Source organism: Sulfurivirga sp., from assembly GCF_015490265.1.
Lineage (GTDB): Bacteria > Pseudomonadota > Gammaproteobacteria > Thiomicrospirales > Thiomicrospiraceae > Sulfurivirga.
The window spans coordinates 1-25,371 of record NZ_WFYD01000028.1; the positions used below are offsets into that span (position 1 = coordinate 1).

27 protein-coding genes are annotated in these 25,371 nt (G+C 59.7%); 26 read left to right on the top strand and 1 reads right to left on the bottom strand.

The window, feature by feature from the left end; all coding sequences use genetic code 11:
* The coding region (locus tag F8K16_RS02025) for a sugar phosphate nucleotidyltransferase (protein WP_294946238.1) at positions 1-248 on the top strand (248 nt) is incomplete at its 5' end.
* Here the strand turns inward: F8K16_RS02025 and F8K16_RS02030 are convergent.
* A complete protein-coding gene (locus F8K16_RS02030; protein WP_294946240.1) occupies positions 249-2,717 on the bottom strand; it encodes a 6-hydroxymethylpterin diphosphokinase MptE-like protein in 2,469 nt (822 codons plus the stop codon).
* Between the two features lie 166 nt (positions 2,718-2,883).
* On the opposite strand from F8K16_RS02030, the gene F8K16_RS02035 reads away from it, so the two are divergent.
* From F8K16_RS02035 to fliQ, 25 genes are all read left to right on the top strand, one after another.
* On the top strand, positions 2,884-3,708 hold the full coding sequence (locus tag F8K16_RS02035) for a flagellin (protein ID WP_294946243.1): 825 nt from the start codon (positions 2,884-2,886) through the stop codon (positions 3,706-3,708).
* Between the two features lie 70 nt (positions 3,709-3,778).
* A complete protein-coding gene (locus F8K16_RS02040) occupies positions 3,779-4,189 on the top strand; it encodes a flagellar protein FlaG (RefSeq protein WP_294946245.1) in 411 nt (136 codons plus the stop codon).
* A gap of 138 nt (positions 4,190-4,327) precedes the next feature.
* The gene (locus F8K16_RS02045) at positions 4,328-5,158 is read left to right on the top strand and encodes a flagellin (RefSeq protein ID WP_294946247.1); all 831 of its coding nucleotides are present in this window, start codon (positions 4,328-4,330) and stop codon (positions 5,156-5,158) included.
* Between the two features lie 169 nt (positions 5,159-5,327).
* A complete protein-coding gene (locus F8K16_RS02050; RefSeq protein WP_294946249.1) occupies positions 5,328-5,771 on the top strand; it encodes a flagellar protein FlaG in 444 nt (147 codons plus the stop codon).
* A gap of 99 nt (positions 5,772-5,870) precedes the next feature.
* A complete protein-coding gene (gene fliD, locus F8K16_RS02055) occupies positions 5,871-7,895 on the top strand; it encodes a flagellar filament capping protein FliD (protein ID WP_294946252.1) in 2,025 nt (674 codons plus the stop codon).
* 23 nt (positions 7,896-7,918) lie between these two features.
* Positions 7,919-8,365, top strand: a complete 447-nt coding sequence (fliS, locus tag F8K16_RS02060) for a flagellar export chaperone FliS (RefSeq protein ID WP_294946254.1) — start codon at positions 7,919-7,921, stop codon at positions 8,363-8,365.
* Positions 8,362-8,670 (top strand): hypothetical protein, encoded by a 309-nt coding sequence (locus F8K16_RS02065; RefSeq protein ID WP_294946256.1) that lies wholly within the window; start codon positions 8,362-8,364, stop codon positions 8,668-8,670. Before fliS ends, F8K16_RS02065 begins: the two co-directional genes overlap by 4 nt.
* Before the next feature lie 70 nt (positions 8,671-8,740).
* The gene (locus F8K16_RS02070; protein WP_294946258.1) at positions 8,741-9,862 is read left to right on the top strand and encodes a sigma-54-dependent Fis family transcriptional regulator; all 1,122 of its coding nucleotides are present in this window, start codon (positions 8,741-8,743) and stop codon (positions 9,860-9,862) included.
* On the top strand, positions 9,852-11,009 hold the full coding sequence (locus tag F8K16_RS02075; RefSeq protein ID WP_294946260.1) for an ATP-binding protein: 1,158 nt from the start codon (positions 9,852-9,854) through the stop codon (positions 11,007-11,009). Before F8K16_RS02070 ends, F8K16_RS02075 begins: the two co-directional genes overlap by 11 nt.
* Complete coding sequence (locus F8K16_RS02080) at positions 11,006-12,385, top strand: sigma-54 dependent transcriptional regulator (protein WP_294946262.1); 1,380 nt, start codon at positions 11,006-11,008, stop codon at positions 12,383-12,385. The genes F8K16_RS02075 and F8K16_RS02080 overlap by 4 nt, the downstream gene beginning before the upstream one ends.
* A gap of 56 nt (positions 12,386-12,441) precedes the next feature.
* Positions 12,442-12,774 (top strand): flagellar hook-basal body complex protein FliE, encoded by a 333-nt coding sequence (gene fliE / locus F8K16_RS02085; protein WP_294946265.1) that lies wholly within the window; start codon positions 12,442-12,444, stop codon positions 12,772-12,774.
* A gap of 15 nt (positions 12,775-12,789) precedes the next feature.
* Positions 12,790-14,484, top strand: a complete 1,695-nt coding sequence (gene fliF, locus F8K16_RS02090) for a flagellar basal-body MS-ring/collar protein FliF (protein ID WP_294946268.1) — start codon at positions 12,790-12,792, stop codon at positions 14,482-14,484.
* Between the two features lie 4 nt (positions 14,485-14,488).
* Entirely contained in the window at positions 14,489-15,502 is a 1,014-nt protein-coding gene (fliG, locus tag F8K16_RS02095; RefSeq protein WP_294946270.1) for a flagellar motor switch protein FliG, read from the top strand.
* Entirely contained in the window at positions 15,502-16,269 is a 768-nt protein-coding gene (locus F8K16_RS02100; protein WP_294946272.1) for a FliH/SctL family protein, read from the top strand. The genes fliG and F8K16_RS02100 overlap by 1 nt, the downstream gene beginning before the upstream one ends.
* Positions 16,217-17,548: a flagellar protein export ATPase FliI gene (gene fliI / locus F8K16_RS02105; RefSeq protein ID WP_294946276.1), complete on the top strand. Its 1,332-nt coding sequence runs from the start codon at positions 16,217-16,219 to the stop codon at positions 17,546-17,548. The genes F8K16_RS02100 and fliI overlap by 53 nt, the downstream gene beginning before the upstream one ends.
* Positions 17,545-17,991, top strand: coding sequence for a flagellar export protein FliJ (locus F8K16_RS02110; protein ID WP_294946279.1), 447 nt, complete (start codon positions 17,545-17,547; stop codon positions 17,989-17,991). Before fliI ends, F8K16_RS02110 begins: the two co-directional genes overlap by 4 nt.
* A 97-nt stretch (positions 17,992-18,088) precedes the next feature.
* Positions 18,089-19,786, top strand: a complete 1,698-nt coding sequence (locus F8K16_RS02115; RefSeq protein ID WP_294946281.1) for a flagellar hook-length control protein FliK — start codon at positions 18,089-18,091, stop codon at positions 19,784-19,786.
* Between the two features lie 15 nt (positions 19,787-19,801).
* Complete coding sequence (motA, locus tag F8K16_RS02120; RefSeq protein WP_294946284.1) at positions 19,802-20,653, top strand: flagellar motor stator protein MotA; 852 nt, start codon at positions 19,802-19,804, stop codon at positions 20,651-20,653.
* Between the two features lie 19 nt (positions 20,654-20,672).
* A complete protein-coding gene (gene motB / locus F8K16_RS02125) occupies positions 20,673-21,593 on the top strand; it encodes a flagellar motor protein MotB (RefSeq protein WP_294946287.1) in 921 nt (306 codons plus the stop codon).
* 29 nt (positions 21,594-21,622) lie between these two features.
* Positions 21,623-22,222 (top strand): flagellar basal body-associated protein FliL, encoded by a 600-nt coding sequence (fliL, locus tag F8K16_RS02130; protein WP_294946289.1) that lies wholly within the window; start codon positions 21,623-21,625, stop codon positions 22,220-22,222.
* A 15-nt stretch (positions 22,223-22,237) separates the two neighbouring features.
* A complete protein-coding gene (gene fliM / locus F8K16_RS02135; protein ID WP_294946292.1) occupies positions 22,238-23,260 on the top strand; it encodes a flagellar motor switch protein FliM in 1,023 nt (340 codons plus the stop codon).
* The gene (fliN, locus tag F8K16_RS02140; RefSeq protein WP_294946295.1) at positions 23,253-23,729 is read left to right on the top strand and encodes a flagellar motor switch protein FliN; all 477 of its coding nucleotides are present in this window, start codon (positions 23,253-23,255) and stop codon (positions 23,727-23,729) included. Before fliM ends, fliN begins: the two co-directional genes overlap by 8 nt.
* 95 nt (positions 23,730-23,824) lie before the next feature.
* Positions 23,825-24,244 (top strand): flagellar biosynthetic protein FliO, encoded by a 420-nt coding sequence (fliO, locus tag F8K16_RS02145; RefSeq protein ID WP_294946298.1) that lies wholly within the window; start codon positions 23,825-23,827, stop codon positions 24,242-24,244.
* A gap of 22 nt (positions 24,245-24,266) precedes the next feature.
* Positions 24,267-25,007 carry a flagellar type III secretion system pore protein FliP gene (gene fliP / locus F8K16_RS02150; RefSeq protein WP_294946304.1) on the top strand — a complete coding sequence of 247 codons (741 nt, stop codon included), beginning with the start codon at positions 24,267-24,269 and terminating at the stop codon, positions 25,005-25,007.
* A gap of 6 nt (positions 25,008-25,013) precedes the next feature.
* On the top strand, positions 25,014-25,292 hold the full coding sequence (gene fliQ / locus F8K16_RS02155; protein WP_294946301.1) for a flagellar biosynthesis protein FliQ: 279 nt from the start codon (positions 25,014-25,016) through the stop codon (positions 25,290-25,292).
* Positions 25,293-25,371 lie beyond the last annotated feature (79 nt).

Consider the following 25,371-nt stretch of genomic DNA (forward strand, 5'->3'; position numbering starts at 1 on the left):
ATCGCCTCAAAAGCATTGAGGAAAAGCCTGTGGTGCAGCAGTTTGTCAGTGCCGGCATCTATGTGCTGAACCCGGAGGTGATTCGCGGCATAGACAGGGTTCCGGTGGATGTGCCGGATGTGCTTGAGCGGCTGCAGGGGCAAGCGCAGCCTGTGGGTGTCTTTCCACTGCACGAGTACTGGCTGGATATCGGGCGTATGGATGATTTCCACCGCGCGCAGGAGGAATACGCTTCGCTATTTGACTGATCAGCGCTGTTTCATCTCTCTTCGAAGTTGGTGTGCCTGGCGGACGAGGGATTCATCCTCGCTTTCCTTTTCCACCATTGTGAGACACTGGTCTGCCGCCTGAAGATCTCCCCCTGCAATAGCTGCGCGGGCGGCCTTGAGCCACACACCCCAGTCATCCATGTGCTTCTGCAGGTAATGGTCGTAAATCTGAATGGCGCCGGCTGGGTCTCCGAGCATCATCAGCGCATCGGCATAAGCCACGAAATAGTGATCGTCATAACGGGTCAGCAGCTCGAGAGCATCCAGCGCAAGCTTCAAGTCCTGTCGGTCAAAGGCGATTTTGGCAATACGATTCAGGGCGGTATGCATCATGTCCGCTTCGGTCACCTGCAGGTAATGCTCAAGCGCTTCGTCCGTGTTGCCCTCAAGTTCGGCCAGGTGACCACGGGCCAGCGCCAGCGTTGAACGCGCCCTTTCATGTTTCATGTGCTCCAGTGCCTTGATGGTCTGTTCGAGGACAGGCCTGTTTTCTTCTTCAAATGCCTCCCGAATGACGGCCAGGTGATGCTTCATCTGCTCGGTGGCCTGCTTGAGCTTACGCACAAGTTTGGAGTCTTCCGTATTGGACAGTTTTTCCCGCCATGCCCGTAAAAGCTGTTCCGCCGTATGACGATCCTGCTCCGGCAGTTGCTCAGAGGAAATGCCATGACGATGCAGCCAGACGCGGACCCGGCCTTCCTGAAGGTGATCACGCCAGTAATTGGCAACCCGGTCGAGCAGGTCGGGATTCAGTTCATCAAGATGGTTGTTCACATGAGCAATGGCCTCTTCCAGTGTTTCCACCATGGCGTGTGCCGTGGTGTGCAGGGCCGTGAAGTAGTTGATCAGGTTTTCCTTGATCTCTTCCTGACTCTGTTCCTCACCGCCGCCTTCAGGTGATAGGAATCTGGCATAGTTGCCCATGGCATAGTTGTAGAGGAAAGGGCTCAGCCAGGCGTATTTCTCGTGCTCCAGCTTCGACTTGATCCGGGTAATCCGGCGTGTCTGGTCATCCAGTCGATCATAGTCTTCAAACAGCTTGCGAGCGATTTCCAAGCCTTCTTCTCCCCAATCCTGCACCTGTCGGAAAAGCTTGCGTTTGTCCTGAAGCTCCTGCTGCTGACGTTTGAGAAAACTCCTCCGCCGGTTGCGATCTTCTGCCAGCAGTGAGTGGGCACGTTCGGTCACTTCCCTCTGGATCCCGGGTTCATTGAGTGCAATCTGCTCAAAAGTCACCAACGGCACGCCGTCAAGGCGAGCAGACTCCTTTCCAAGCTGCCAGATGCGGCTGTCTGAATGGCTGTGCAGGGATCGGGCAAATTCACTGGCGGAGCGTGCTGCATCGAAGAAGACCGCATTGGTCACAGCCTGGCGACTGCTGTATGTTTCAAGCGTCAGATCGCCGCTGTGAGTCAGTCCTCCCTGTTGGGATTCGATGCTCTTGGACTCATGGGTTTCGCCCGAAGCGCCGTAGCAGAAGTCCACGCCCAGCAGATAGATGTTGCGGGCCCCCATCATGGTGACGATGGACAGGGTGGTGTTGACCACGGTGGGGCCCTGAGTGATCAGGTTGTCAGGGTTTTCCGATGTGGGCCAGGGATAGCGTGCATCGGTAAAGCACTGGGGGCCGGCATATTCCGCCAGCAGAGTGCTGTTGGTGTAGTTGGTGTGGATGAGTACGGGCCTTTCAAACTCAGTCACCCATTTGCTGTTGTCATAGCTCACTTCATTGGGATCCACGGAGGTGAAGAAATCCGGTTCAATGCCTTCTTCCAGCAGGCGTCGGGCGATGCGACCTACTGCGACAACGATAATTTCATCCCGATGGGTCTTGAGCCAGTCGATGCCATCATCCAGTGTGGGGCCGCCTCCCAGAATGATCACGCTCTGCTCTCTGAGCAGGTTTTCCAGTCGCGCCACCGGGTGGTGATTGAACGGCACGTTGTAGAGCTGGGTGTCGATGAATTTGCGGTTGGCACGCAGGCTGTTCTGTTCATGGTCGAACAGCTTGAAACGATCATGCACCTCTTCCCAGAGTCTGCCATATTCATCTGAGACACGATCCAGCACACCGAGCGAACGGACCAGGCTGTAACGGCGATATCCGGTATAAGCTGGGAAACGTTCGGCAACTTCATCCAGATCCAGTGCCTCTGCGCTGACAAACTCCATGCAATCGGCATCCGGCAGGGCGGGGCGCAGTGTTTCCAGTACTTCGGCAGGTTCGATGAAAATGAAATGCCGGTGTTCTCCGCAATAGTGGCGTGCGATCCAGTTGGCCAGCAGACCGCTGTCACTGCCAACGATGAGATACAGGTGAGAAGGCTTCTCGAATGTCGAGCGGAATGTGTGACGGAAAATTTCCCCGCTGCTGCGTCGAGAGAAGGCGTTTCCATTGACCGTTTCCAGCCACTTCTCGCCCGTTGCCGGATTGTGCATCCAATTCATGGTTCCTTCTCCTGGTGATCTTCATCACATGGTAGCAGCAACCTTGGTGCCACAACAGTCGTGAAATTTTTTCTAAAGTCTTCCGTGTGCGGCCGATACAGCGGGTGAGGAAAGGGGAAACCCTTACAAGAAAAAGATACCTGTCATAACAAAAAGGAGATCAGTCATGGCAATGGTCATCAACACAAACATGGCTTCCGAGAACGCCGTTCGCCTGCTGGATCAGACCAGCCGTTCTCAGAAGGTTTCCATGGAGCGCCTGACTTCCGGTCTGCGTATCAACCACACTGCCGACGATGCGGCTGGCAAGGCCGTCGTCACCCGCATGGACAGCCAGGTGAAGGGTACCGATATGGCCATCCGCAACGCTCAGGATGGTATTTCTCTGGTGCAGACCATTGATGGGGCGGTAGAAGAAGCGGTAAACATGCTGCAGCGTATCCGTGAACTGGCCGTGCAGGCAGCTAACGATACTTACACTTCTGCTCAGCGCTATGACATGCAGATGGAAGTTTCCCAGCTGAAGATTGAGATTAACCGTATTGCTCAGACCACCAAATTCAATGGAACTTCTCTGCTGAATGGTTCCAATACCAAAATGAGTTTTCATGTGGGTTGGGAAACAGCTGCGGTCAATGAGATCTCCGTCTCCATGTACAACCTGTCAACCGGGAATAACAGCTACGGTACAGCAGTCGTATCAACCCAGGCCAAAGCTCTGTCCGCCATCGCTAAGATGGATATTGACATCTCCAACCTGAACAAGATGCGCGCGAAATGGGGCGCGGCCCAGAACCGTTTCGAGCATACCGTTGCCAACCTGCAGAACGTCAATGAAAACATCAAGGCGGCTCGCAGCCAGATTCAGGATGCCGACTTTGCTCGCGAATCCGCCAACCTGGCTCGCACCCAGGTGCTGCAGCAGGCTGGCATGGCCATGCTGTCTCAGGCCAATCAGAACTCTCAACAGGTGCTCAGCCTGCTGCGTTAATCTGAAAGGTCAGTTCCATCAGGTGGGTGATGCGGGCGCATCACTCGCCGCCTGACAGGAGGGAGACAGCATGACAATGGAAGTGGATAAAACCCTTCAGGCTCAGGCTGTGCTCCCTCAGTCTTTTTCCAACAGGCCGAGGGACGCACAGCCGGCAGACCTTTCCCAGACTCAGCCGGACCTTTCCACTGATGCAACTTCTGAACCCCGGAAACTTGAGCAGCTGGTTGAAAAGGTCAATCAGGCGATTCAGCAGAGCAGCCTGAAATTCCGGTATGAACGTGAGCTGAAAACCGCTGTCATAGAGGTGGTGGATACCAGGCAGAACAGAGTGATTCGTCAGATTCCCTCTGATGAGGCTCTGGCGCGTCTGCAACAGATATCCGACTACTTGAGGCAGCACATCTACAGCAGAAGTGGCGACAGCCCACCGATGCGCAAGGATGAACTGACCGGCCTGATCATGCAGGCCATTTCCTGAGAGCCCTCGTCCGAGGGCTTTTTTCTGCACAAATTTCTCTAAAGTTTTTTCTCCCATGCCGATATAACAGGTGAGGGCGGCGGAGATCGACCCTCCTGAATAAAAAAGCGAATCATCACACACAAGGGAGAGATCATCATGGCTATGGTCATCAACACCAACATGGCGTCCGAGAACGCCGTTCGTCTTCTGGATCAGGTTTCCCGTTCCCAGAAAACCTCCATGGAGCGCCTTACTTCCGGGCTTCGCATCAACCATACCGCAGACGATGCCGCCGGCAAGGCGGTGGTTACCAAGATGGACAGCCAGGTCCGCGGTACTGACATGGCCATCCGAAATGTGCAGGATGGTATCGGTGTCGTTCAGACCCTTGATGGTGCGACCGAAGAAGTGGTCAACATGTTGCAGCGCATGCGCGAGCTGGCTATTCAGGCCGCCAACGATACCTATACTTCAGCACAACGCTATGACATCCAGCTGGAAGTATCTCAGCTGAAAGTTGAAATCAGCCGTATCGGTCAGACACTCAAATATAACGGAACCACTCTGCTGACCGGTTCGAACAAAGGGCTGAGCATTCATGCAGGGTGGGAAGTGGCCAAGGCCAATGAGATTTCCATTCCTCTGATCTCACTGGCGGCTGGTAATGCCAATCTGCACTATCCTTCCGCAGATGTTACAAAGCAGTCAGCAGCTCTGGCGACTGTCAGTCTGATGGATAATGACATTTCCCAGCTGAATAAATACAGGGCGCAATGGGGTGCGATTCAGAACCGTTTCGAGCATACCATTACCAACCTGCAGAATGTGAATGAGAACATCAAGGCATCTCGCAGCCGCATTCTGGATGCCGACTATGCACGCGAATCCGCCAACCTGGCTCGTACCCAGGTGCTGCAGCAGGCTGGCATGGCGATGCTGTCTCAGGCCAATCAGCAGTCGCAGCAGGTCATTCAGCTGCTCAAGTAAGGACAGAAACAGACAACCCCCGAATTAGAATAGGGACAAAAAGCCAAGGGCGAGCCCGAGAGGCGCAAGGTTCCCTTGTGTGTTGGCGGCATTTCCTCTTTGAGGTGTGCCGCTTTTTTTGTTGAGAAGGGTGTGGTAACCTTTTGATATGAAAGGGGAGGGGTGGACTATGAACATCCAGGCCGAGCGTCAGTTTTCATCTCTTGAACTTGCCCGTTCCCGCTTTGCCGACCGTCTGCCGCGGCAGAATGATCACGCTCTTTCCGCCGACGCCCCCCTTTCTTCCGGGTTTGCCAGCAAAGATGCAGCAGGTCGGAGGGTGTCTCACGTGGCCAGTATCGAGGTGGACAGCGTTCAGGCGTCATTGCAACCAGTATCCGGACAGAGTCTCGAGCGTGTGCGCAATTACCTTGAACAGCGCAATATCCAGCTTCGCTTCGAAGTGGACAGGGAAACGGGGGCGCTCGTCATGGCATTGCGCGATGCCCTGACAGGAGAGCTGGTGCGTCAGATTCCCCCTGAGGAGCGCCTGCGCTTCATGCAGCGTATTGATCAGTATCTGGATCAGCTTCGCCAGAAAGCAGAAGGCGCCTTGATCACCACACGGGCCTGACGGCATTCATTTTGCTTGCTCAAGTCTGTCGGAACCGGCCGATACATCTATCGACAGATACAACATATGAGCCATCCGACCAGATAGGGGTATTTCGCCATGGCAATCAACAGCGATATTGGCCTTTCACTACTCAACAGTCTTGGCGCCAGCCGCTTTGATGTGGGCAACATGGCCAAGGTATTGGCCAATGCCGATGTGGCTGCTCAGCGCGCGGCACTGGAGCAGCGTCAGCAGAAATTGAACTACACGCAAAGCGGCTATGATCTGCTCAACCGCGCCCTGGATGGCTTCATCAGTCAGGTGGGCAACCTGCTGACACTGGACACCTTCACCAAAAAGGGTGTGACAGTTTCCGATGAGAGCGTACTCAAAGCCAGTGTCAGCGGAAAACCCGTAGCGGGGACCTATCAGATCGAAGTGCAACAGCTGGCACAGGCGCATACGCTTGCAACCAGCAATAACTTTGCTTCCGTCAATGATGTGGTGGGAACAGGCACGTTGACGCTTACAGTAGGCGGAGTGCAGACGGACATTGCCATCGACAGCAGCAATAACACACTGGAAGGCATCCGCGCTGCGGTCAATGCGGCCAATATCGGAGTTTCCGCCACCATCATCAATACGGGCAGTGGCTACAAGCTGATGTTCACGTCCGACAGAACAGGCGCGGCCAATGCCATCAATGTCAGCGTTGCAGATGATGACGGCAACAATACGGACAATGCCGGACTGTCACAGTTAATTAATGCGAACATGCTGGAGACCTCTGCAGCGCAGGATGCGCAGCTGGTAGTCAACGGTCTGACCATCACGCGCGCCAGCAATACCATCAGTGATGTCATTGACGGCTTGACGCTGAACCTTCAGTCGGCCGCACCGGGCAAGGTACAAACGCTGAGCGTCAAGGGAGACACCAGCGAAGCCCGTCAGGCGGTGCAGGATTTTGTGGACCTCTACAACAGCCTTCAGGAGGTCTTCAAACAGCTGGGTTCCTACGACAATACGCCCAGCGAAGATGCCCCCACCGCCGGCTCTCTGAAAGGGGATTCCACACTTCGTTTTCTGAAGGACAGGGTGCGCCAGATGGTCACCCAGCCGCTCAGTAATATCAGTGGTGCTGTTTCCAGTCTGGCAGATATCGGCATTCTCACCAAGCGTGATGGCACGCTGGAATTTGACAGTAGCAAGCTGGATGCGGCACTGGCGGCAGATCCGGAAGCGGTAGGCCGACTGTTCAGTGCTTCCATTTCCGCCACTGATCCTCTGGTGGAGTATGTGGGCAGCAACGACAGGACGCCGGAAGGCACGTGGGATCTGTTTGTCAGCCAGGCAGCCGAGCAGGCTACCCTGTCGGGTGCGGCACTGGGGGGCAGTGGCACCATAACTTTGGACAGCAGCAACAACACTCTGGATATCAAAGTGAATGGTGTTTCTGCCACTTTGACGCTGGCAGCAGGCACCTATACCAAGGACCAGCTGGCTCAGCTTATGCAGACGGCCATCAACAGCAATGCGGATCTGGCGGCTCAGGGTGCCAAGGTTTCAGTGCGCTATGACACTGGAGGAGATAATCTGGTCATTACCACCGACAAGTTCGGCAGTGCTGCCAGCATTGAGTTCACCGGTGGCAGCGCCATTACCAGCGGTGTGTTGGGATTTGCCGCGGGAGATAGCGATACCGGCCTGGATGTGGCCGGGCAGCTGAAGGATCCGGTTTCAGGGAACACCTACACCTTTGCTGGCCAGGGCAGAAAGGTCAGTGTCAGCAACTACGCACTTGATGGACTGCCCAAAGGGCTGGAGTTCACGGTTGGAGGCACGGCGACGGGCAGTCGCGGCACCATCACCTTCAACCGTGGTTATGCCGACCGTATCGTTCAGGCCTTCAAGCAGTGGATGAGCGATGACGGACCGGTTGGGCAGAAACTGGATAACCTGGCCAAGAAACAGAAGGAGTATGAAGAGCAGCAGGCCAAGATTGATGCGCGCTACCAGATGCTGGAGGAACGCTACCGCCTGCAGTTCGGCCGTCTTCAGGCCGTGCTGGACAGCTTCAAGCAGACCCAGACCTACCTGAGCGCCCAGTTGGCCGCTCTGAATCCGAGCAATAACAAGAAGTGATCACGACACAAGGGAGTTGAACCATGAATGCGGCTCTGCGCAGCAAACTATCACAGGCATACGCCAATACAGGGCTGGAAAGCGTCGTGCTTTCGGCCACACCGCACAAGCGGGTATCGCTGTTGTATGACGGGGCGGTTCGCCATGTGCGACTGGCAAGGATCGCCGTCGAAAAAAAGGATATTCCTGCCAAAGCGCGACACACGGGCAAGGCAATGGATATTGTCAGCGGCCTGCGCAGTGTGCTCAATCATGAGCATGGCGAGCAGCTGACCAGCCAGCTGGACGCACTTTACGAATTTATCCTGCGCCATCTGCTGGAAGCCAGTAAGGATAACAGTGCGGATAAATACCAGACAGTCCTCGAAATTCTTGAAACCCTGAAAGACGGCTGGGACAACATGCCTGAAGAATACCGCCGCATGGATGACGCTCAGCTTGAGCGGTTGCGCGCACAGGCAGGGCAATGAGTGATCAGGACTGCTTTTATCAGGTGCTCGGTCTGTCCAGCCAGCTCATGGAAGCGGTTGAGGCGGATGAATGGGAACGGGTCAGTGAACTGCAGCAGCGATGGATGCATGACATGCGCCAGTGTGTGGAAAGGCTGATGGATGCCGGATCGGGCGAAGAGGTGGAAATGCAGCTTGCCCGCCTGTTGGAAGATGTGGCACAGAAGACGGCGCGTCTGGAGCAGGTTATTGAGACGCTCCGGCAACAGCAGCAACAGGATTTGCGCCAGCTTCAGCAAACAGCGGCCTATCTTCAGCAGCCCTAGTGCCAAATTTTTGACATTTTCAAGTTGACTCTCTATAAAATGGGCCTCGACTTCAAGTCGAGGCTTTTTTATGGCTCAGCATCCAGCTCTGGCGGGGTTGATCGGCACCAGCCCGGCCATGCGGAAGATCAAGAAGCTGATACTTCAGGTAGCGCCCACCGATGCCACCGTGCTCATACTGGGCGAATCCGGTACGGGCAAAGAGGTGGTAGCGCAGGCCATTCACGCCGCTTCCCGGCGTCATGACAAGCCCTTCGTGCCCATCAATTGTGGCGCCATTCCGGGCGAGCTTCTCGAATCCGAGCTTTTCGGTCATGAAAAGGGCGCCTTTACCGGCGCCATCACCGCCCGCAAGGGGCGTTTCGAGATGGCGGAGAAGGGCACCATCTTTCTGGATGAGATTGGGGACATGCCGCTTCCCATGCAGGTCAAGCTGCTGCGTGTTCTGCAGGAGCGCACCTTCGAGCGGATCGGCTCCAATCGCAGCATTCAGTGCGATGTGCGCGTCATCGCCGCCACCCATCAGGATCTGGAAGCGCGCATCACCGAGGGCGAGTTTCGCGAGGACCTCTTCTACCGCCTGAATGTCTTTCCCATTGAAATGCCCCCTTTGCGCGACCGTAAATCAGACATCCCCCTGCTGCTGGAGCATATGTTCGGCCGCATCCGCCAGCGCGGACTGGAAACCCCTCATCTGGAGGAGTCCGCTCTGATCGCACTGCAGCACTATTCGTGGCCCGGCAATGTGCGCGAGCTGAGCAACCTGGCCGAGCGGCTGTCCATTCTCTACCCGGACGAGCCGGTGGCCTATGAGCAACTCCCGCCACGCTACCAGATCGAACTGACGGAGGGCATGCATTTCATCGAGCCCGAGCCGGAAGAGACTGAGACGGAGGCTCAAATCGAGTCAGCATCCCGGGCGGATAAGGTAAGCATGGAAGAAACACCGGCTGTTCAGGAAACTTCCATGACCATCAGGGAAGCGGCAGCCTCACCCACACAGAATGCCACGGCCACGGGTATTCCCAATCTGTCCGATGGCCTTGATCTGAAATCCTATCTTGTGCAGATGGAGATCAATCTGATCCGTCAGGCGCTGGAGGCGGCCGATGGCAATGTCTCCCAGGCGGCACGGCTGCTCAAGATGAACCGCACCACGCTGGTGGAGAAGATCAAGAAGCATGGCCTCTGAGCGTCGCGGGGAACCGGTTGATCAGAAGCGGCTGCGGGAGCTGGAGGAGGCCTTTGCCCTTTTCAATGAAACCTCCCGTCAGCTGACCGAAGCCTATGAGGCGCTGCAGCAGCAGCTGGCCAGCGTGCAGGCGCGTCTGGCACGAACCGAGCAGCGGCGTCGTGTCGTCAGTGAGCGTCTTGAACGGCTGCTGGCACTGTTGCCGGCCGGTGTGGTGCTGCTGGACGGGCAGGGATGCATCGTGGAGATCAATCCGGCGGCTCGTGCCATTCTTGGCGCGGATGTAATCGGGCGCCCCTGGGAGGTGGTGGAGCGCAATGTCTTTCTGCATAGAACGCCTGCGGACGAGCTGGTCATGCATGACGGCCGCACTTTCCACACGGCCGAAGCAGGGCTGGACACGGGAGAGGGGCGACTGATTCTGCTGCAGGATGTCACGCCCGCCCGTCAGCTGCAGGAATACCGCAGCCGTCATCAGCGTCTCACCTCCCTTGGTGACATGGCGGCTTCTCTGGCGCATCAGATCCGTACGCCCCTGTCGACAGCCATTCTCTATGTATCCCAACTGGGACAGCCCATGGAAGAAGGTCAGCGTGCCGCCTTTGCGGAAAAGACGCTGACCAGCCTGCGTCATATCGAACATCTGATCGAGGATATGCTGCAGTACGCCCGTGGGGGTAAGGCGGTAGAGCGACCTGTATCCGTTCAGGCGCTGTTTCAGGGGCTGGAGGAGGCCATGCGACCGCTGGTGGAACAGTATCCGCAGGCTGAGCTTAAAGTAGACCCGCCCGCACAGGATGTCATACTTTCCGGAGACTTCGATGCATTGCTGACGGCGCTTCAGAACCTGGTGCACAATGCGCTGGAGGCGGCAGGACATTCAGTGTGTGTTGAAGTCACAGGCGAGGTGGTCAATAATCAACTGATTATCCGTGTGATAGACGATGGCCCCGGTATTGATGAAGCCGTGCAGGAGAAGATCTTCGAACCTTTCTATACCGGGCGTGCCAATGGCACCGGTCTGGGACTGGCCGTCGTGCGTGCCGTGGCCGAAGCGCACGGGGGAGAGGTCCGCGTGCACGCCCTGCCCGGTGTGGGCAGCACCTTTACCCTGCAACTGCCGCTGATACAGGTGAAAGCCGAATGAGTCTGCCGAAGATTCTCGTGGTTGAAGACGATCGCCAGCTGCAGGAAGCGCTGGTGGATACCCTGCGGCTCAATCAGTTCGAGGTGGAAGCGGCGGACAATGCCGAGCAGGCACTCAGGGCGCTGCGGGGGGACATCGGCATGGTCTTTTCGGACATTCGCATGGATGGCATGGACGGGGTGGAGCTGCTGCGCCGCATCCGCGCCCACAAGCCTTGGCTGCCGGTGGTGCTCATGACCGCCTATGGCACGGTGGAGCAGGCGGTGGAGGCCATGAAACTGGGCGCCGTGGACTACCTACCCAAGCCTTTCGACGCACAGGCGCTGGTGGACAAGGCGCGCAAGTTCTTCAACCGCGATGCCTCCACCGGTGACGATTTTGTAGCGGTCGATCCACTGACCGTGCAGATCAAGCGCATGGCCGAGAAGGTGGCCGACAGTGATGCCAGCGTCTATATCAGCGGTGAAAGCGGCACCGGCAAGGAGGTGCTGGCCCGCCATATCCATCGCAACTCGTCCCGCAGGGACGCACCCTTCGTCGCCATCAACTGTGCCGCCATTCCCGAGAACATGCTGGAGGCGGTCCTGTTCGGCTATGAGAAGGGCGCGTTCACCGGTGCGGTCAAGTCCATGCCGGGCAAGTTCGAGCAGGCTCAGGGTGGCACGCTCTTTCTCGACGAAATTGGAGAGATGCGGCCCGACCTGCAGTCCAAGCTGCTGCGCGTGCTGCAGGAGCGCGAGGTGGAGCGGCTCGGCAGTCAGGAGGTCATACAGCTGGATGTGCGCATTCTCAGCGCCTCCAACATCGACATGGAGGCGGCCATCCGGGAGGGACGCTTCCGCGAGGACCTCTTCTATCGTCTGAACGTCTTTCCACTGCATCTGCCCCCGTTGCGGGAGCGTCGTCGGGACATTCCGGCGCTGGCGGAGCACCTCATCCAGCGGCACTGCTTCCGCAAACGGGTCTGTCCGGTGCTGTCGGCACCTGCCATGAAGAAGCTGCTGGAGTATGACTGGCCGGGCAACATCCGCGAGCTGGACAATGTGATCCAGCGGGCGCTGGTCCTGGTGGAGGGAGACAGCATTCAGGCCGAGGACATTCTCATCGACAGCCGGCAGTGGCTGCAGCAGGCAGCGGAGGAGGTGGGCATGGAGGCCGCCGTGGAGCAGGTGCCTCCAGCCGCCAGCTCTTCATCGGAGGCATCTGTCATGCCGGAGCCGGTGGATCTCAAGGCCCATGAGGACCGACTGATTCTGGATACCCTGCGCCGCTTTGGCGGGCACCGCCAGAAGACGGCCGAAAGCCTCGGCATCAGCCCGCGCACGTTGCGCTACAAACTGGCGCGGCTGAAGGAGAAGGGGTATGAGATTCCCTGATGGCATGCAATTTGCCTGTATCGGCTTGGACCAGAAAAGATTGAGGATTTTTTGACATGAGCCCGGTAGATACCCAGAGCCTGTTGATGCAGATGCGCACGCTGGCGGCACAGGCGCGGCAGCAGACGCCTGCGCCCGATGCGCCTGCGCAGCAGAATGCGGCGGGTGAGTCCTTCGCCAGCCTGCTGGAGCAGGGCATTGATGCGGTCAACAGTGAGCAGCACAAGGCCGCCGAGCTGAAAAAGGCCTTCGAGCTGGGCGACCCCAATGTGGAGCTGTCCCAGGTGATGCTGCAGGCGCAGAAAGCTTCCCTTTCCTTCGAGGCCATGACACAGGTGCGCAACAAGCTTGTCGAGGCCTACAAGGAAATCATGAACATGCCGATCTGATGACAGGGCGCATCCATGGCCGAGCAGCCTGACACCTCATCCCCTGAACAACCGAAGGTCGATCCGGTCAACACGCTGATCGACCGGCTCAGCAGCCTGTCAGTGGCCAAGCAGATCAGTCTGCTGGTGTCCATCGCTGCCGTTGTGGCGCTGACCGTCGGGCTGTTTCTGTGGTCGGGCAAGAGCGACTATACGCTGCTGTTCGGCAGCATGGACGCCAAGGAGATGCAGGAGGTCATCGAATACCTCGACACCAATCAGATCGACTACAAGCTCGATCCCAGGACCGGTGCCATTCTGGTGCCGCGTGACAAGGTCTATGCGTTGCGGCTCAAGCTGGCTGCCGCCGGCCTGCCCAAGTCCGCGCCCAGTGGCTATCAGATTCTTGATCAGGATCAGGGGTTCGGCATCTCCCAATTCCGTGAGACCACCCGCTACAAACGGGCACTGGAAGGGGAACTGGCCAAGTCCGTTCAGTCCATTGATGCCATCGCCAGTGCGAAGGTGATGCTGGGCCTGCCCAAACGCTCTGTCTTCGTACGCAAGCAGCAGGAACCCACCGCCTCGGTGGTGGTGCGTCTGCGTCCGGGGCGCACGCTCAGTGACGAGCAGGTCAACGCCATCGTCTATCTGGTGGCCTCCTCGGTGCCTAACCTCAAGCCCAAGAACGTCACCGTGGTGGACCAGCACGGCAACCTGCTTTCCGACAACCAGAACCGGGACATGCGCGTCAGCCTCAAGCGGCTTGACTACACCCGTACCATTGAGGACACCCTGTCCAAGCGCATCGTGGACGTGCTGGCGCCCATCGTGGGCGGTCCGAGCCGGGTGCGGGCGCAGGTTACCGCCGAGGTGGATTTCACTCAGCAGGAGACCACCCGGGAGAACTACGAGCCCGATCCCATGGCGATCCGCTCCGAGCAGCTGATCAAGGAGGTGGATCGTGACAAGGCGCCGGCAGGGATTCCGGGAGCGCTGACCAACCAGCCGCCCCGGGCCGGCATTGCCCCGGAGACCGGTTACAACGGTGCCGGGGGTGAGGGGGCCGATGCGAAGAAATTCAAGTCCAAGACCACACGCAACTATGAGCTGGACCGCACCATCAGCCACATCAAGTCCGATCTGGGCACGCTCAAGCGCCTGTCGGTGGCCGTGGTCATTGACGACCGCACCGAGGTCAATCCGGAAACCGGTGAGATCAAGAAGGTGCCGTGGGATCAGAAGGACATCGAGCGGTTCCGGAAACTGGTCAGCGACGCCGTGGCGCTCAACCCGGCCCGGGGCGACAGCCTGAGCGTGGTCAATGCTTCCTTCGTCAAGGCGGCCGAGGCCGAAGAGGAATATCCCTTCTGGCAGGAGCCCTGGTTCATCGATCTGGTCAAGCAGGCGCTGGCGGTCATTGCCATCGTGCTGGTGTTCTTCGGCATCGTGCGGCCCATGCTGCGCGACCTGACCAAGCCGGACGAAGTGCAGACGCTCGAATATCCGGAAGAGGTCGTCTCCGAGGAGGAGGAAGAGAGCGTCGAAAGCATGGAGGAGATCCACAAGGCGCTGGATCAGATGAGCGAGTCCGTGGAGCAGGCGGTGGCCGAAGCGGCGCAGGGCGGCAGCGAGGAAGACCAGCACAACTTCGAGCGGGCGCGCACGCTCATCCAGAACGATCCGAAGATGGCCGCGCACGTGTTGAAACAGTGGATTCAGGAGGGCTGACGGCATGGCTGAAGCACCCGAAGTCGAAGAAACGGAACTTTCCGGTCTGGACAGGGCCGCCATTCTGCTGCTGGCCATGGGCAAGGACGCCGCGGCCAAGGTGCTCAAGCACATGAACCCGCGCGAGATCCAGATGATCGGCACCGCCATGGCGCAGGTGGAAAACGTCAGCCGTGACATTATCAACGATGTCATCAAGCAGTTTCTGGACGAGGTGGGCGAGGACGTGCTGGGCGTGGATCCAAGTGAATACGCTCAGGAACTCATGGCCGAAGCGCTGGGAGAGGGGGCCGGCGCCATGCTGGAGGCCCACATGCTGGCCGACGAGCTCAAGGGGCTGGAGGCGCTCAAGTGGATGCACCCCTCCACCGTGGCCAATATGCTGCGCAACGAGCACCCGCAGGTGATCGCCATCGTGCTCTCCTACTTCGATCCGGATCAGGCCGCCGAAGTGCTGCGAGGCATTCCGGAACGCTTCCACGCCGAGGTCATCTACCGTATCGCCACCCTGGATGCGGTGCAGCCGCGCGCTCTGTTCGACCTCAATGATGTGATCGAAAGCGCGGCCCGGGACGGCCGTGGCGGCAAGCTGGCTGCCATCGGCGGTGTCAAGACGGCGGCGGAGATCATCAACATGCTCGGCGCCGGTCACAGCGAGGAGATCCTCGACGAGCTGTCCAAGGAGCACGAGGATGTGGCCCAGTCCATTCAGGACCAGATGTTCACCTTCGAGGACATCAAGGGGCTGGACGACCGCGCCATTCAGACAGCGCTGGCCGAAATTCCCAACGACGTGCTGGTGCTGGCCCTCAAGGCGGCCGACAACGAGCTGCGTGAGAAGTTCCTCAACAACATGTCCAAGCGGCAGGCGGATATCATGCGTGACGATCTGGAAAACGCCCCGCCGGCCAAGCTCAGTGAAGTGGAAGAAGCGCAGCGCACCATCATCCAGATCATCCGCCGCCTGGCCGACGAAGGCAAGATCACCATGCCCGGTGCCGGTGAGGAGATGCTCTGATGCCCAAGGCGGAACCCGCCCGTCCGGTCAAACCCATTCCCGCAGAGCGCATTCAGGGCGGCAGTCCTTGGCGGCTTGAACGCTTCAGCGAGCGGAATGAGCGTGAGGCGCAGGCGCTCAGCGAGCAGGTGCTGGCGCGCATGCGCGAGGAGCTGCGTCCACAGCTTGAGGCGGAACTGGAAGAAATTCGCCGCAAGGCGCATGAACAGGCGTACAAGGAGGGCTACGAGGCCGGCCATGCAGAAGGTCTTGAAGAAGGCCGCAGACACGCTGAAGCGGAACTGGCCGAGGCGCGTACCGAGTTGGAACAGTCCTTTCATCGCCTTGCAGACCCGCTGCTCGGGCAGTTGACGCATCCGCTCGAAGCGTGGGAGCCTGAGCTGGTGGAGGCCATGGCGCAGGTGCTGGAGGCGGCGCTCAGGCGGTTTCTCTCTGATGATGCCGAGGCCCGCGCCCGACTGTTCTCCCGTCTGGTGGAACAGCAGCTGGCAGAATGGCAGGCGCGCAGCGTGCCCGTCACCATCACGGTATCCAATGAAGATGCCGAGTGGGCAGAGGAGCTTCTGAAAGACCGGCTGGATGTCGTCATGCAGGTGGATGATTCGCTGCCTGCGGGCCAGGTGCGTCTGCGTCAGGAACACAGTCTGGCCGAGCTGGACTGGCAGAAGGCCATTGAATCCTTTTCATCGGCGCTGGATGAGGCGCTGACCCGTCATGACCCATCACCCTCTGACAGCGAAACTGCAGCAGCGTCTGAGCAGGCTTGAGCTGCCCCAGCCCGAACCGCTGACCCGCATGGGCACGCTGGTGCGGGTGACCGGCCTCACGCTTGAGGTCAGGGGGCTTGAAGCCCCACTTGGCGCCCGCTGTCTGGTGGAGCAGGCCACCGGCGAGCCGGTGGAAGCGGAAGTGGTCGGCTTCGGCGAACAGGTGCTGTATCTCATGCCGGTGGCCCATGTGCACGGGCTTTCGCCCGGTGCCAGAGTGTGGCCGCGGCAGCGTCAGGCCCGCTACCCGGCCGGTGAGGCGGTGCTGGGCCGCATCATCGACGCGCTTGGCCAGCCCCTGGATGGCGGTGCGCTCATTCGGGCCGAACGCACAGTCACGCTTGAGCGCCCCCCCATCAATCCCATGCTGCGCCGTCCCATCGAAAAGCCTCTGGATGTGGGCGTGCGCGCCATCAATGGGCTGCTCACCCTCGGGCAGGGGCAGCGTGTCGGTCTGATTGCCGGCACCGGCGTGGGCAAGAGCGTTCTCATGGGCATGATGGCCCGTTTTACCGAGGCGGACGTGGTGGTGGTCGGCCTGGTGGGGGAGCGGGGCCGAGAGGTGCGGGATTTTGTCGAAAGCAACCTGGGCGAGGGTCTGAACAAGAGTGTGGTGGTGGCCGCACCCGCCGATGCGCCGCCACTGATGCGCCTGCAGGGGGCGCAACTGGCCACCGCGCTGGCGGAAGACTTCCGTGATCGGGGCCATAACGTCCTGCTGCTGATGGATTCCCTCACCCGCTATGCGCAGGCGCAGCGGGAAATCGCGCTGGCGGTGGGTGAGCCGCCGGCCAGCAAGGGCTACCCGCCATCCGTGTTTACCCGGATCCCTCAGCTGGTGGAGCGTGCCGGGAATGGGGAAGAGGGGACAGGCACCATGACGGCCATCTACACCGTGCTGGCAGAGGGTGATGATACGCAGGACCCGGTTGTGGACGCCGCACGCGGGGTGCTGGACGGCCATATCGTCCTGTCGCGGGAGCTGGCTGAATCCGGCCACTACCCGGCCATCGATGTGGAACAGTCGGTCAGCCGTGTGATGGTGGAAATCACTGAACCGGCCCATCAGCAGGCGGTAAGGCGCTTCCGTCAGCGCCTGTCCACCTACAGTCGCAACCGTGATCTGATCACCTTGGGCGTTTACCGCCGGGGCAGCGACCCGGCCATTGATGACGCCATTGAGCACTATCCCGCCATGATGAACTATCTGGCGCAGGGCATGGATGAGGCCGTCTCCTTCGACGAGAGCGTGCAGGCGCTGATGGAGGTGAGCCGATGAGTGATGAACTGACCCGCTTTCAACGGCTGCTGGAGCAGGCGCAAAGGGAGCTGGATGGGCTCTCGGAGCAGCTGGCGGTGGTGGATGCTCAGTTGCGGCAGACCGAAGCGCAGGTGGCTGATCTGGAGCAGTATCTGCAACGCCTCGGTCAGCCGGATGCGACGCAAATGGACCGTGGCGGCGATCTGCTGCGTCAGCGGGGCTATCTCGGTCAGCTGTTTCAGGCACTCGGCCAGCTCAACCAGCAGGTCAGCGCTCTGGTGGCCCGGCGGCAGGAGACGGAGCAGGCCTGGCTGGCGCAGCGTGCGCGCGTCAAGGCACTGGAAAAGTATTTACAGCGCCGACTGGAAGCGCAGCAGCGTCGTCAAGAGCGTCAGGCACAGCATACGCTGGACGAGCGCGCCGCCTGGCAATGGCATACGGCCAGAGCGTCTCGCTCCTGAGCCTCTGATCCACTTGGATTCCCCCAATGCACAACTTTTGTTCCAGAGTCGGCACGGTGCTTGCTTTGAGTTCCGCGAGCCAAAGTGGACTGACGCCATGAACGAACAGATCACAACCATCACACAGGGGAACGGGGCGGCCAATGCGCTGCCACTGGGATGGCTGCTGGCACCCATGCAGGCACAGGTGCCGGCGGAAGAGGGTCGTCTGCCGGACTTTTCCGGTCTGCTGGCGGCCCTGACCCGGCAGACAGGTACTTCGCTGGATGAAGGAGGGCCCGGTCAGGATGTGGTGCTTGCTGAATACGGGTCTGCAGAGGGTGCGGCACTGCAGACATGGCTGGAGCAGCTGGATGCGCTGCTCACGCAGCTGGAGACACGTCTGAAACAGGCCGGTGAGCAAGGCGAATCTGGACTCCGGCTGGATGACGCCACCCGTGACGCTTTTTCTGAAGCCATGTCCGCGCTGCAGGCGTGGTTGCAGACACAGACACGGCAGCACTCCCTCCATGCGCAATCCGTTTCGGAAACGGAGAGCGCCATTCGTGCCTCCACCGATGGAAGCGGCAAGAATCTTCCGCCCCTGTCGGCACCGGAGGCAGATGCCGTGTCCGGCCAGCTGGCGGAGCAAGCGGCTGATGCGGCGTCTGACCCACTGCTGCCTCTGGCGCAAACAGGGGGAGAAGCCGCTGAAACCGCCATTTCGGGCCGTAAGTCTGGCAATTTTCAGGCGCGTCTTGCCGCGGTTGCGCAGGCACCCGGTAAAAATGGGGGAGACCCCGTCTCCACGCAGCCGGAAAAGGTTGCCGAGGCTCGTGAACTGGAAGAAGCCGAATGGAGTATCCGGGGACAGGATGACATCATCGGGGCGGCAAGGCTTTCCCCCGATCACGCCGGATCATCGTTGCCTGCAAGCCTGCAACAGGTGGTGACTCACCTGCGTCAACTGGGCGAGCGGCTGCCTGCCGGCACAGACCGGCTGCGTCATGCCTTGGCCCAGCTGGAACAGGTGCTGGTGCGGCAGGCAGAAGGCGAACCGATGAGCGAAAATATTCCCCCTGCGCAGGCGCAGTCCGTTCTGCCCGCCATGGAGAATGATGCGGCGGTTGGAGCATGGCTCCAGAATACCCCCTTGCCGCTGATGGCTCGTTTTGTCGCTGCCGGTGGTGGCATGCGCTCTGCGCCGGCAATGGCGACAAACGATGCCGTGCGAATGAGCGGACCTGCTGAACCGGCCCGAGTGACCGAAACGGACATGGCCGAAAGTGGCGCTGATGCTGCCACCGACGGTGAACCCGGTGTGACCACCGGTTCCCAGCGTCTGATGCAGTCGGCTGTGGCAAACGGTGATGGCCTGCCGCCGCTGCGGCTGCCACTACGCCATCCCCAGTGGGGCGAGGCGCTGGCGCAGCGGGTGATGATGCTGGCCAACGGCAATCGCCAGCTGGCGCAGATCCGTCTGCATCCGGCGCATCTGGGTCCCATTGAGGTGAGCCTGAAGATGGACGGGGAGAAGGGCATGCAGGTAAGCCTGCATGCGCATCATGCCCTGACCCGTGAAGCGATCGAACAGGCGCTGCCCCGTCTTCGAGAGCTGTTCGATGCGCAGGGCATCGCGCTGGCGGATGTGCAGGTGCAGGCGGATGGCCGCGGACATGCGCAGACTTTTGCCGAGGCACGCCGGGAGATGATGCGTTCGTCGGCTTCCGGTGCGCCCGGCGTGAAGGAGGATGCACCGGTGATCGAGGCTGTCCGCAGGCCCGTTTCCACAGCGCTGGTGGATCATTTTGTCTGAATCAAAGGTTGATGCATGAAAGCGATCGTCGGCACACTCATTGTTGTCGGGTGCGTTCTGGGGGGCTACCTGCCCCACGGTTCCTTCGGCATTCTCATCCAGCCGCTGGAGGTGGTGATCATCTGTGGCAGCGCCTTCGGGGCGTTTGTCATCGGTAACCCCGGCTGGGTGGTCAAGGCCAGTTTCGGCAAGGCGCTGGGGCTGGCCAAGCCGAATCCCTACAACAAGGAGATGTACCTGGAGCTGCTGGGCCTGATGTTCAAGATCTTCAACAAGGCCCGTCGCGAAGGTTTGATGTCCATTGAGGCGGATGTGGAGGACCCGCACTCCAGTGAGCTGTTCAACTCCGCCCCCAAGGTGGCCGCCGACCACCATGTGGTGGAATTCATCTGTGACTATCTGCGCCTGATGATCTCCGGCGCCAGCAACCCCTATCAGCTGGAAGATCTGATGATTCTGGAGCTGGATCTGCATCACCATGAGGCGGCCCAGCCCGGCTACGCCATCGGTGAAGTGTCCCAGGCCCTGCCGGCCTTCGGTATCGTGGCGGCGGTACTGGGCATCATCATCACCATGAGCTATCTGGACGCCGGGCCGATGGAGATCGCCCACCACATGTCCGTGGCGCTGGTGGGGACTTTTCTCGGTATTCTCGTGGCCTACGGCATTGTCGGCCCCATCGGTCAGGACATCGTCAACCGGGCCAATGATGAGGGGCATTTCTACGGGGTGATCAAAACCTGCCTGATGGCCAACCTCAATGGCTACGCCCCGCAGGTGGCGGTGGAGTTCGGCCGCAAGTCCGTGCCCCATGTGGAGCGGCCTTCCTTCCAGGAACTGGACGAATACCTGCAGAGCATCAAGTAATCACAGGCGGTAGGCAGCGGTGAGCGACGAACAGTCCATAATCATAAAACGGGTCAACAAGTGCCCCCACGCTGCCCATGGCGGAGCGTGGAAGATCGCGTTCGCCGACTTCATGACCGCCGCCATGGCCTTCTTTCTCATGCTGTGGGTGCTGGGCGGCACCAATGACGAGGAGATGAAGGCCATCGCCGAATATTTCCGCAATCCGACGGTGATCGAGGCCTCGCCGGATGTGCTGGTGGAGAGCAAGTCACAGGGCCGCAAGACCAACACCATCATTGACGCCGGCGGCTTCAAGGACATGCCTACCGGAGAGAAGGAAAACGAGACCGGCGAAGGCAAGGGCAAGGAGCAGGAAGAGGCCGAGATGATGCAGCTCAAGGTGGCCATCGAGAAAAAGATTGCCGCCGATCCAGAGCTGAGCAAACTCAAGGACCAGCTCAAACTGGATGTGACGCCCAATGGCCTGCAGATCCAGATTCTCGACGACCGTAAGCGTCCCATGTTCGAGAGCGGGGTGGACGTGCCGCGTGAGTATGCCGCCAAGCTGATCCGTGAGGTGGGAGAGATTCTCGCCAACACCGATCGGCCCATCAGCATCGCCGGACACACGGACTCCTCACGCTACAGCAGCCAGGACTACACCAACTGGGAGCTGTCCGCCGACCGTGCCAACGCAGCCCGCCGTCTGCTGCTTCAGGGCGGGGTGCCGGAGAAGCGCATCGCCCAGGTGGTGGGGCTGGCGGACACCGTGCCGTTCGATAAACAAAACCCGTATAATCCTCGAAACCGGCGCATCAGCATCATCGTGCTGAGCAAGGACGCCGAGCGCCGTCTCAAGAGCCTGTCCGAGGCGCCGGGCGTCGAGGATCTGCGTCAGGAAATGAAACTGGGGGCGCCGCCGGCAGATGGCGGACACAACGCTCCCGCCCACCACTGAATGTCTGAAGTTCGATCAGGAGGCAAGCCATGGCTGAAGAGGAAAAGGAAGAGAAGAAGTCTGGCGGCGGCAATACGCTGCTGATCATTCTCATCGTGTTCATGTTCATTATCGTCCTCGCCCTGGGCGGACTGGTGGTCTGGCTGCTGCTGTCCAAGGACAAGGGCGGTGACGAAGGCAAGGACAAACCGGCCGTGACAGCCTCCGCCGAGCACGGAGAGGGCGGTGAAGACGGGGAGAACCCGCATGCCAAGCACTATTCGCCCAAATACAAGCAGTTCGAGCCGCCGCCGCCGGATGCCGCCCCCCAGTATTTCGAGATGAAGCCGTTCGTGGTCAATTTCCACGGCGACGGCAAGGCCAAGTTCCTGGCCGTCACGCTCAAGTTCATGACCTACTATCCGCAGCTGGTGGGCGAGCATGGCGAGCTGGAGCATCTGCGCCCCATTCTGCGTGACAAGATCACCATGCTGCTGCGCAAGCAGCACTACAACGAGCTGAACACCGACGAAGGGCCGGACAAGCTGCGCAAGGAGATTCTGGAAACCGCGCGGCAGGTCTTGGAACATCATGGCATCTATCCGGATCTGCTGGAGGATGTCTACTTCGAGCGCTTTGTGATGCAGTAAGCGTAACTTGCTGATATGGATGATATTCTCAGCCAGGACGAGGTCGACGCACTCCTTCGCGGCATGGACGAAGGGGATGTGGAGACCGAGAATGACCAGCCCGAGGACGGGCTGGGCATCAAGCCCTACGATTTCTCCAATCAGGAGCGGATCGTCCGGGGCCGCCTGCCTGCGCTGGATATCATCAACGAACGCTTTGCCCGCGGGTTTCAGCGTCAGTTCAACGAGCTGATCATGACCTCGCTGGAGGTGGCCGCCGGCGAGGTGCGCATCATCAAGATGATCGACTATCAGCGCAACCTGTTCTTTCCCACCAGCCTCAACCTCTACCGGCTCAACCCACTGAACACGGTTGCGCTGTTCACCCTGGATTCCAAGCTGATCTTCACCGCCGTGGACATCTACTTCGGCGGCACGGGGCTGCTGCCCTTCAAGATCGAAGGGCGGGAATACAGCCCGGTGGAGACCAGCATGATCCGCAGCATTCTCGACATCATCATCGACAACATGCACAAGGCATGGGCGCCGGTGATGGACCTCGAGATCGACTACATGCACTCGGAGATGAACCCCAAATTCGCCTCCATCACCGATCCGACCGACATGGTGGTCATCAGCCCGCTGCATGTGCGTTTCGAAGGGGTCGAGGGGCGTGTGGATATCGTCATCCCCTATGCGGCGCTGGAGCCCATCCGCGACAAGCTGGAGGAGGGCCTGCAGAACCTGCAGGGCGACAGCGACAACCGCTGGGCGCGCACCATGCGCGACGAGATCAAGAACATACAGATTCAGCTCAGCTCCACTCTGGCCGAGCTGACCATGGAAGTGGAAGATCTGCTCAGGCTCAAGGAGGGCGACATCATTCCGCTCGACATGCCCGAACAGGTCACCCTGCTGGCCGAGGACATCCCCATCGCCCGCGGCGAGCTGGGCGTGAGCGAGCGCAACAAGAAGGCCATCAAGATCGAGCAGATCATCCACCATCCGGCCTACAAGGAGCCGCCGATCAATCCGGAGAGAGGACTGGACGATGAGTGACGAAAACAACACCCCCGAAGACGACAACGTGGACTGGGGCGACGCGCTGGCCGAACAGCAGGCCGCCGAGGGGGGCGCTGGCGAGGAAGAGCAGGATCCCTGGGCGGCGGCCCTGTCCGAGCAGGCGGAAGCCACCGAACACGAGGACATCTCCACCGAGGACGCCGCCGGGCTGTTCGCCCACCTGCGCGGCGAGGACGGCAGCGAGAAACTGGACCTTGATGTGTTGCTGGACATTCCGGTCACCGTCTCGCTGGAGATCGGCCGCACCAAGGCCACCATCCGCAATCTGCTCTCCTACACCCAGGGTTCAGTGGTGGAGCTGGACCGTCTGGCTGGCGAGCCGCTGGACGTGCTGGTCAACGGCACGCTCATCGCCCACGGCGAGGTGGTGGTCATCAACGACAAGTTCGGCGTGCGCCTGACGGACGTCATCAGCCCGCAGGAACGCATCAAAAAGCTCAAATGAGCCGTTTTCCCGCCTTTTTTACGGCATTTTCAGGCACGTTCCGGCGTGGCCTGCACCGCATCCTGCAAAAATGGGGGAGACCCCGTCTTTCGGGCATGCTGATGCTGTTTCCCGCGCTGGCACAGGCGCAGGAGGAGGTGGGCGCCCGTGCCTTTCATGCTGCCGACTATCTGGGGCAGGTGGTCTTTTCCCTGCTGCTGGTCATCGCCCTCATTCTGGTGGCGGCATGGTTGCTGCGGCGCTTCACCCAGCTGCCGGGGGCGCAGGGGCAGGCGGTGCGGGTACTCTCGGCCGTCGCCGTCGGTCGGCAGGAGAAAATCCTGCTGCTGGAGGTGGGTGGCGAGCAGATTCTCGTCGGCGTGACACCCAGCCGCATTTCCACCCTGCATGTGCTTGCGGAGCCGCTTGCCGTGCCAGATAATGCGGAGAAGAATTCCACAGGCTTTCCGAAATGGTTGCAGCATGCGGTTGAACAGTACGGGCGTGAACGACCGGACACCCCGAAAGAGAACTGATTCCTTTTTCCGGCTGGCATGGCTGCTGCCGCTGGCCGGCTGGCTGCTGCTGCCTGTGGCCGCTCATGCCGCAGCCGGTGTGCCGGCCTTCACCGTCACCGTGGACGAGCAGGGCAATCAGGACTACACCCTGACCATTCAGATCCTGCTGCTGATGACGGGCCTGACGCTGCTGCCGGCCGCGCTCATCGCCATGACCTCCTTCATGCGCATCATCATCGTGCTGGCGCTGCTCAGGCAGGCGCTGGGCACCATGAACACGCCCTCCAATCAGGTGCTCATCGGTCTGGCGCTGTTTCTGACCCTGTTCATCATGAGTCCGGTGCTGGACCGCATCTACAACGAGGCGCTGCAGCCCTACATGAACGAGCAGATCACCTTCAGACAGGCGGTGGAGACGGCAGCCAAGCCGCTGCACACCTTTATGATCCAGCAGACGCGCCAGGAGGATCTGGCCCTGTTCGCCGACATGGCCGATGAGAAGCTGGAATCACCGGAAACCGTTCCTTTCAAGGTGCTTATTCCCGCCTTCATGACCTCGGAACTGAAGACGGCCTTTCAGATCGGCTTTCTCATCTTCGTGCCGTTTCTCATCATCGATCTAGTCATCGCCAGCCTGCTGATGTCCATGGGCATGATGATGCTCTCGCCCATGATCATCTCCCTGCCGTTCAAGCTGATGCTGTTCGTGCTTGTGGACGGCTGGGTGCTGGTGATGGGCACGCTGGTCAACAGCTTTGTGGTGGCGGGCAGCGGAGGATAGTGAGTCATGGAGCAGACGGCGGTTCTGGAACTGGGCCAGAAGATGATGGAGGTGATCGTGATGCTCTCCGCCCCGCTACTGCTGCCGGCACTGATCGTGGGCCTGCTGGTGGGCATGTTCCAGGCCGCCACACAGATCAATGAAATGACGCTCAGTTTCATTCCGAAGCTGGCAGTGGTGGCCGTGGCCGTGGTGGTGTTCGGGCCGTGGATGCTGGATGTGTGGCTCAGCTTTACCCGCGAGCTGTGGCAGAACATTCCGGTGCTGATCGGGTTGGCGAACTGAGTGGTCTTCAGCTATCAGGAATTCCTGCAGTATCTCGGTCTCTACTTCTGGCCGTTCGTGCGCCTCGGTGCGGCCATGG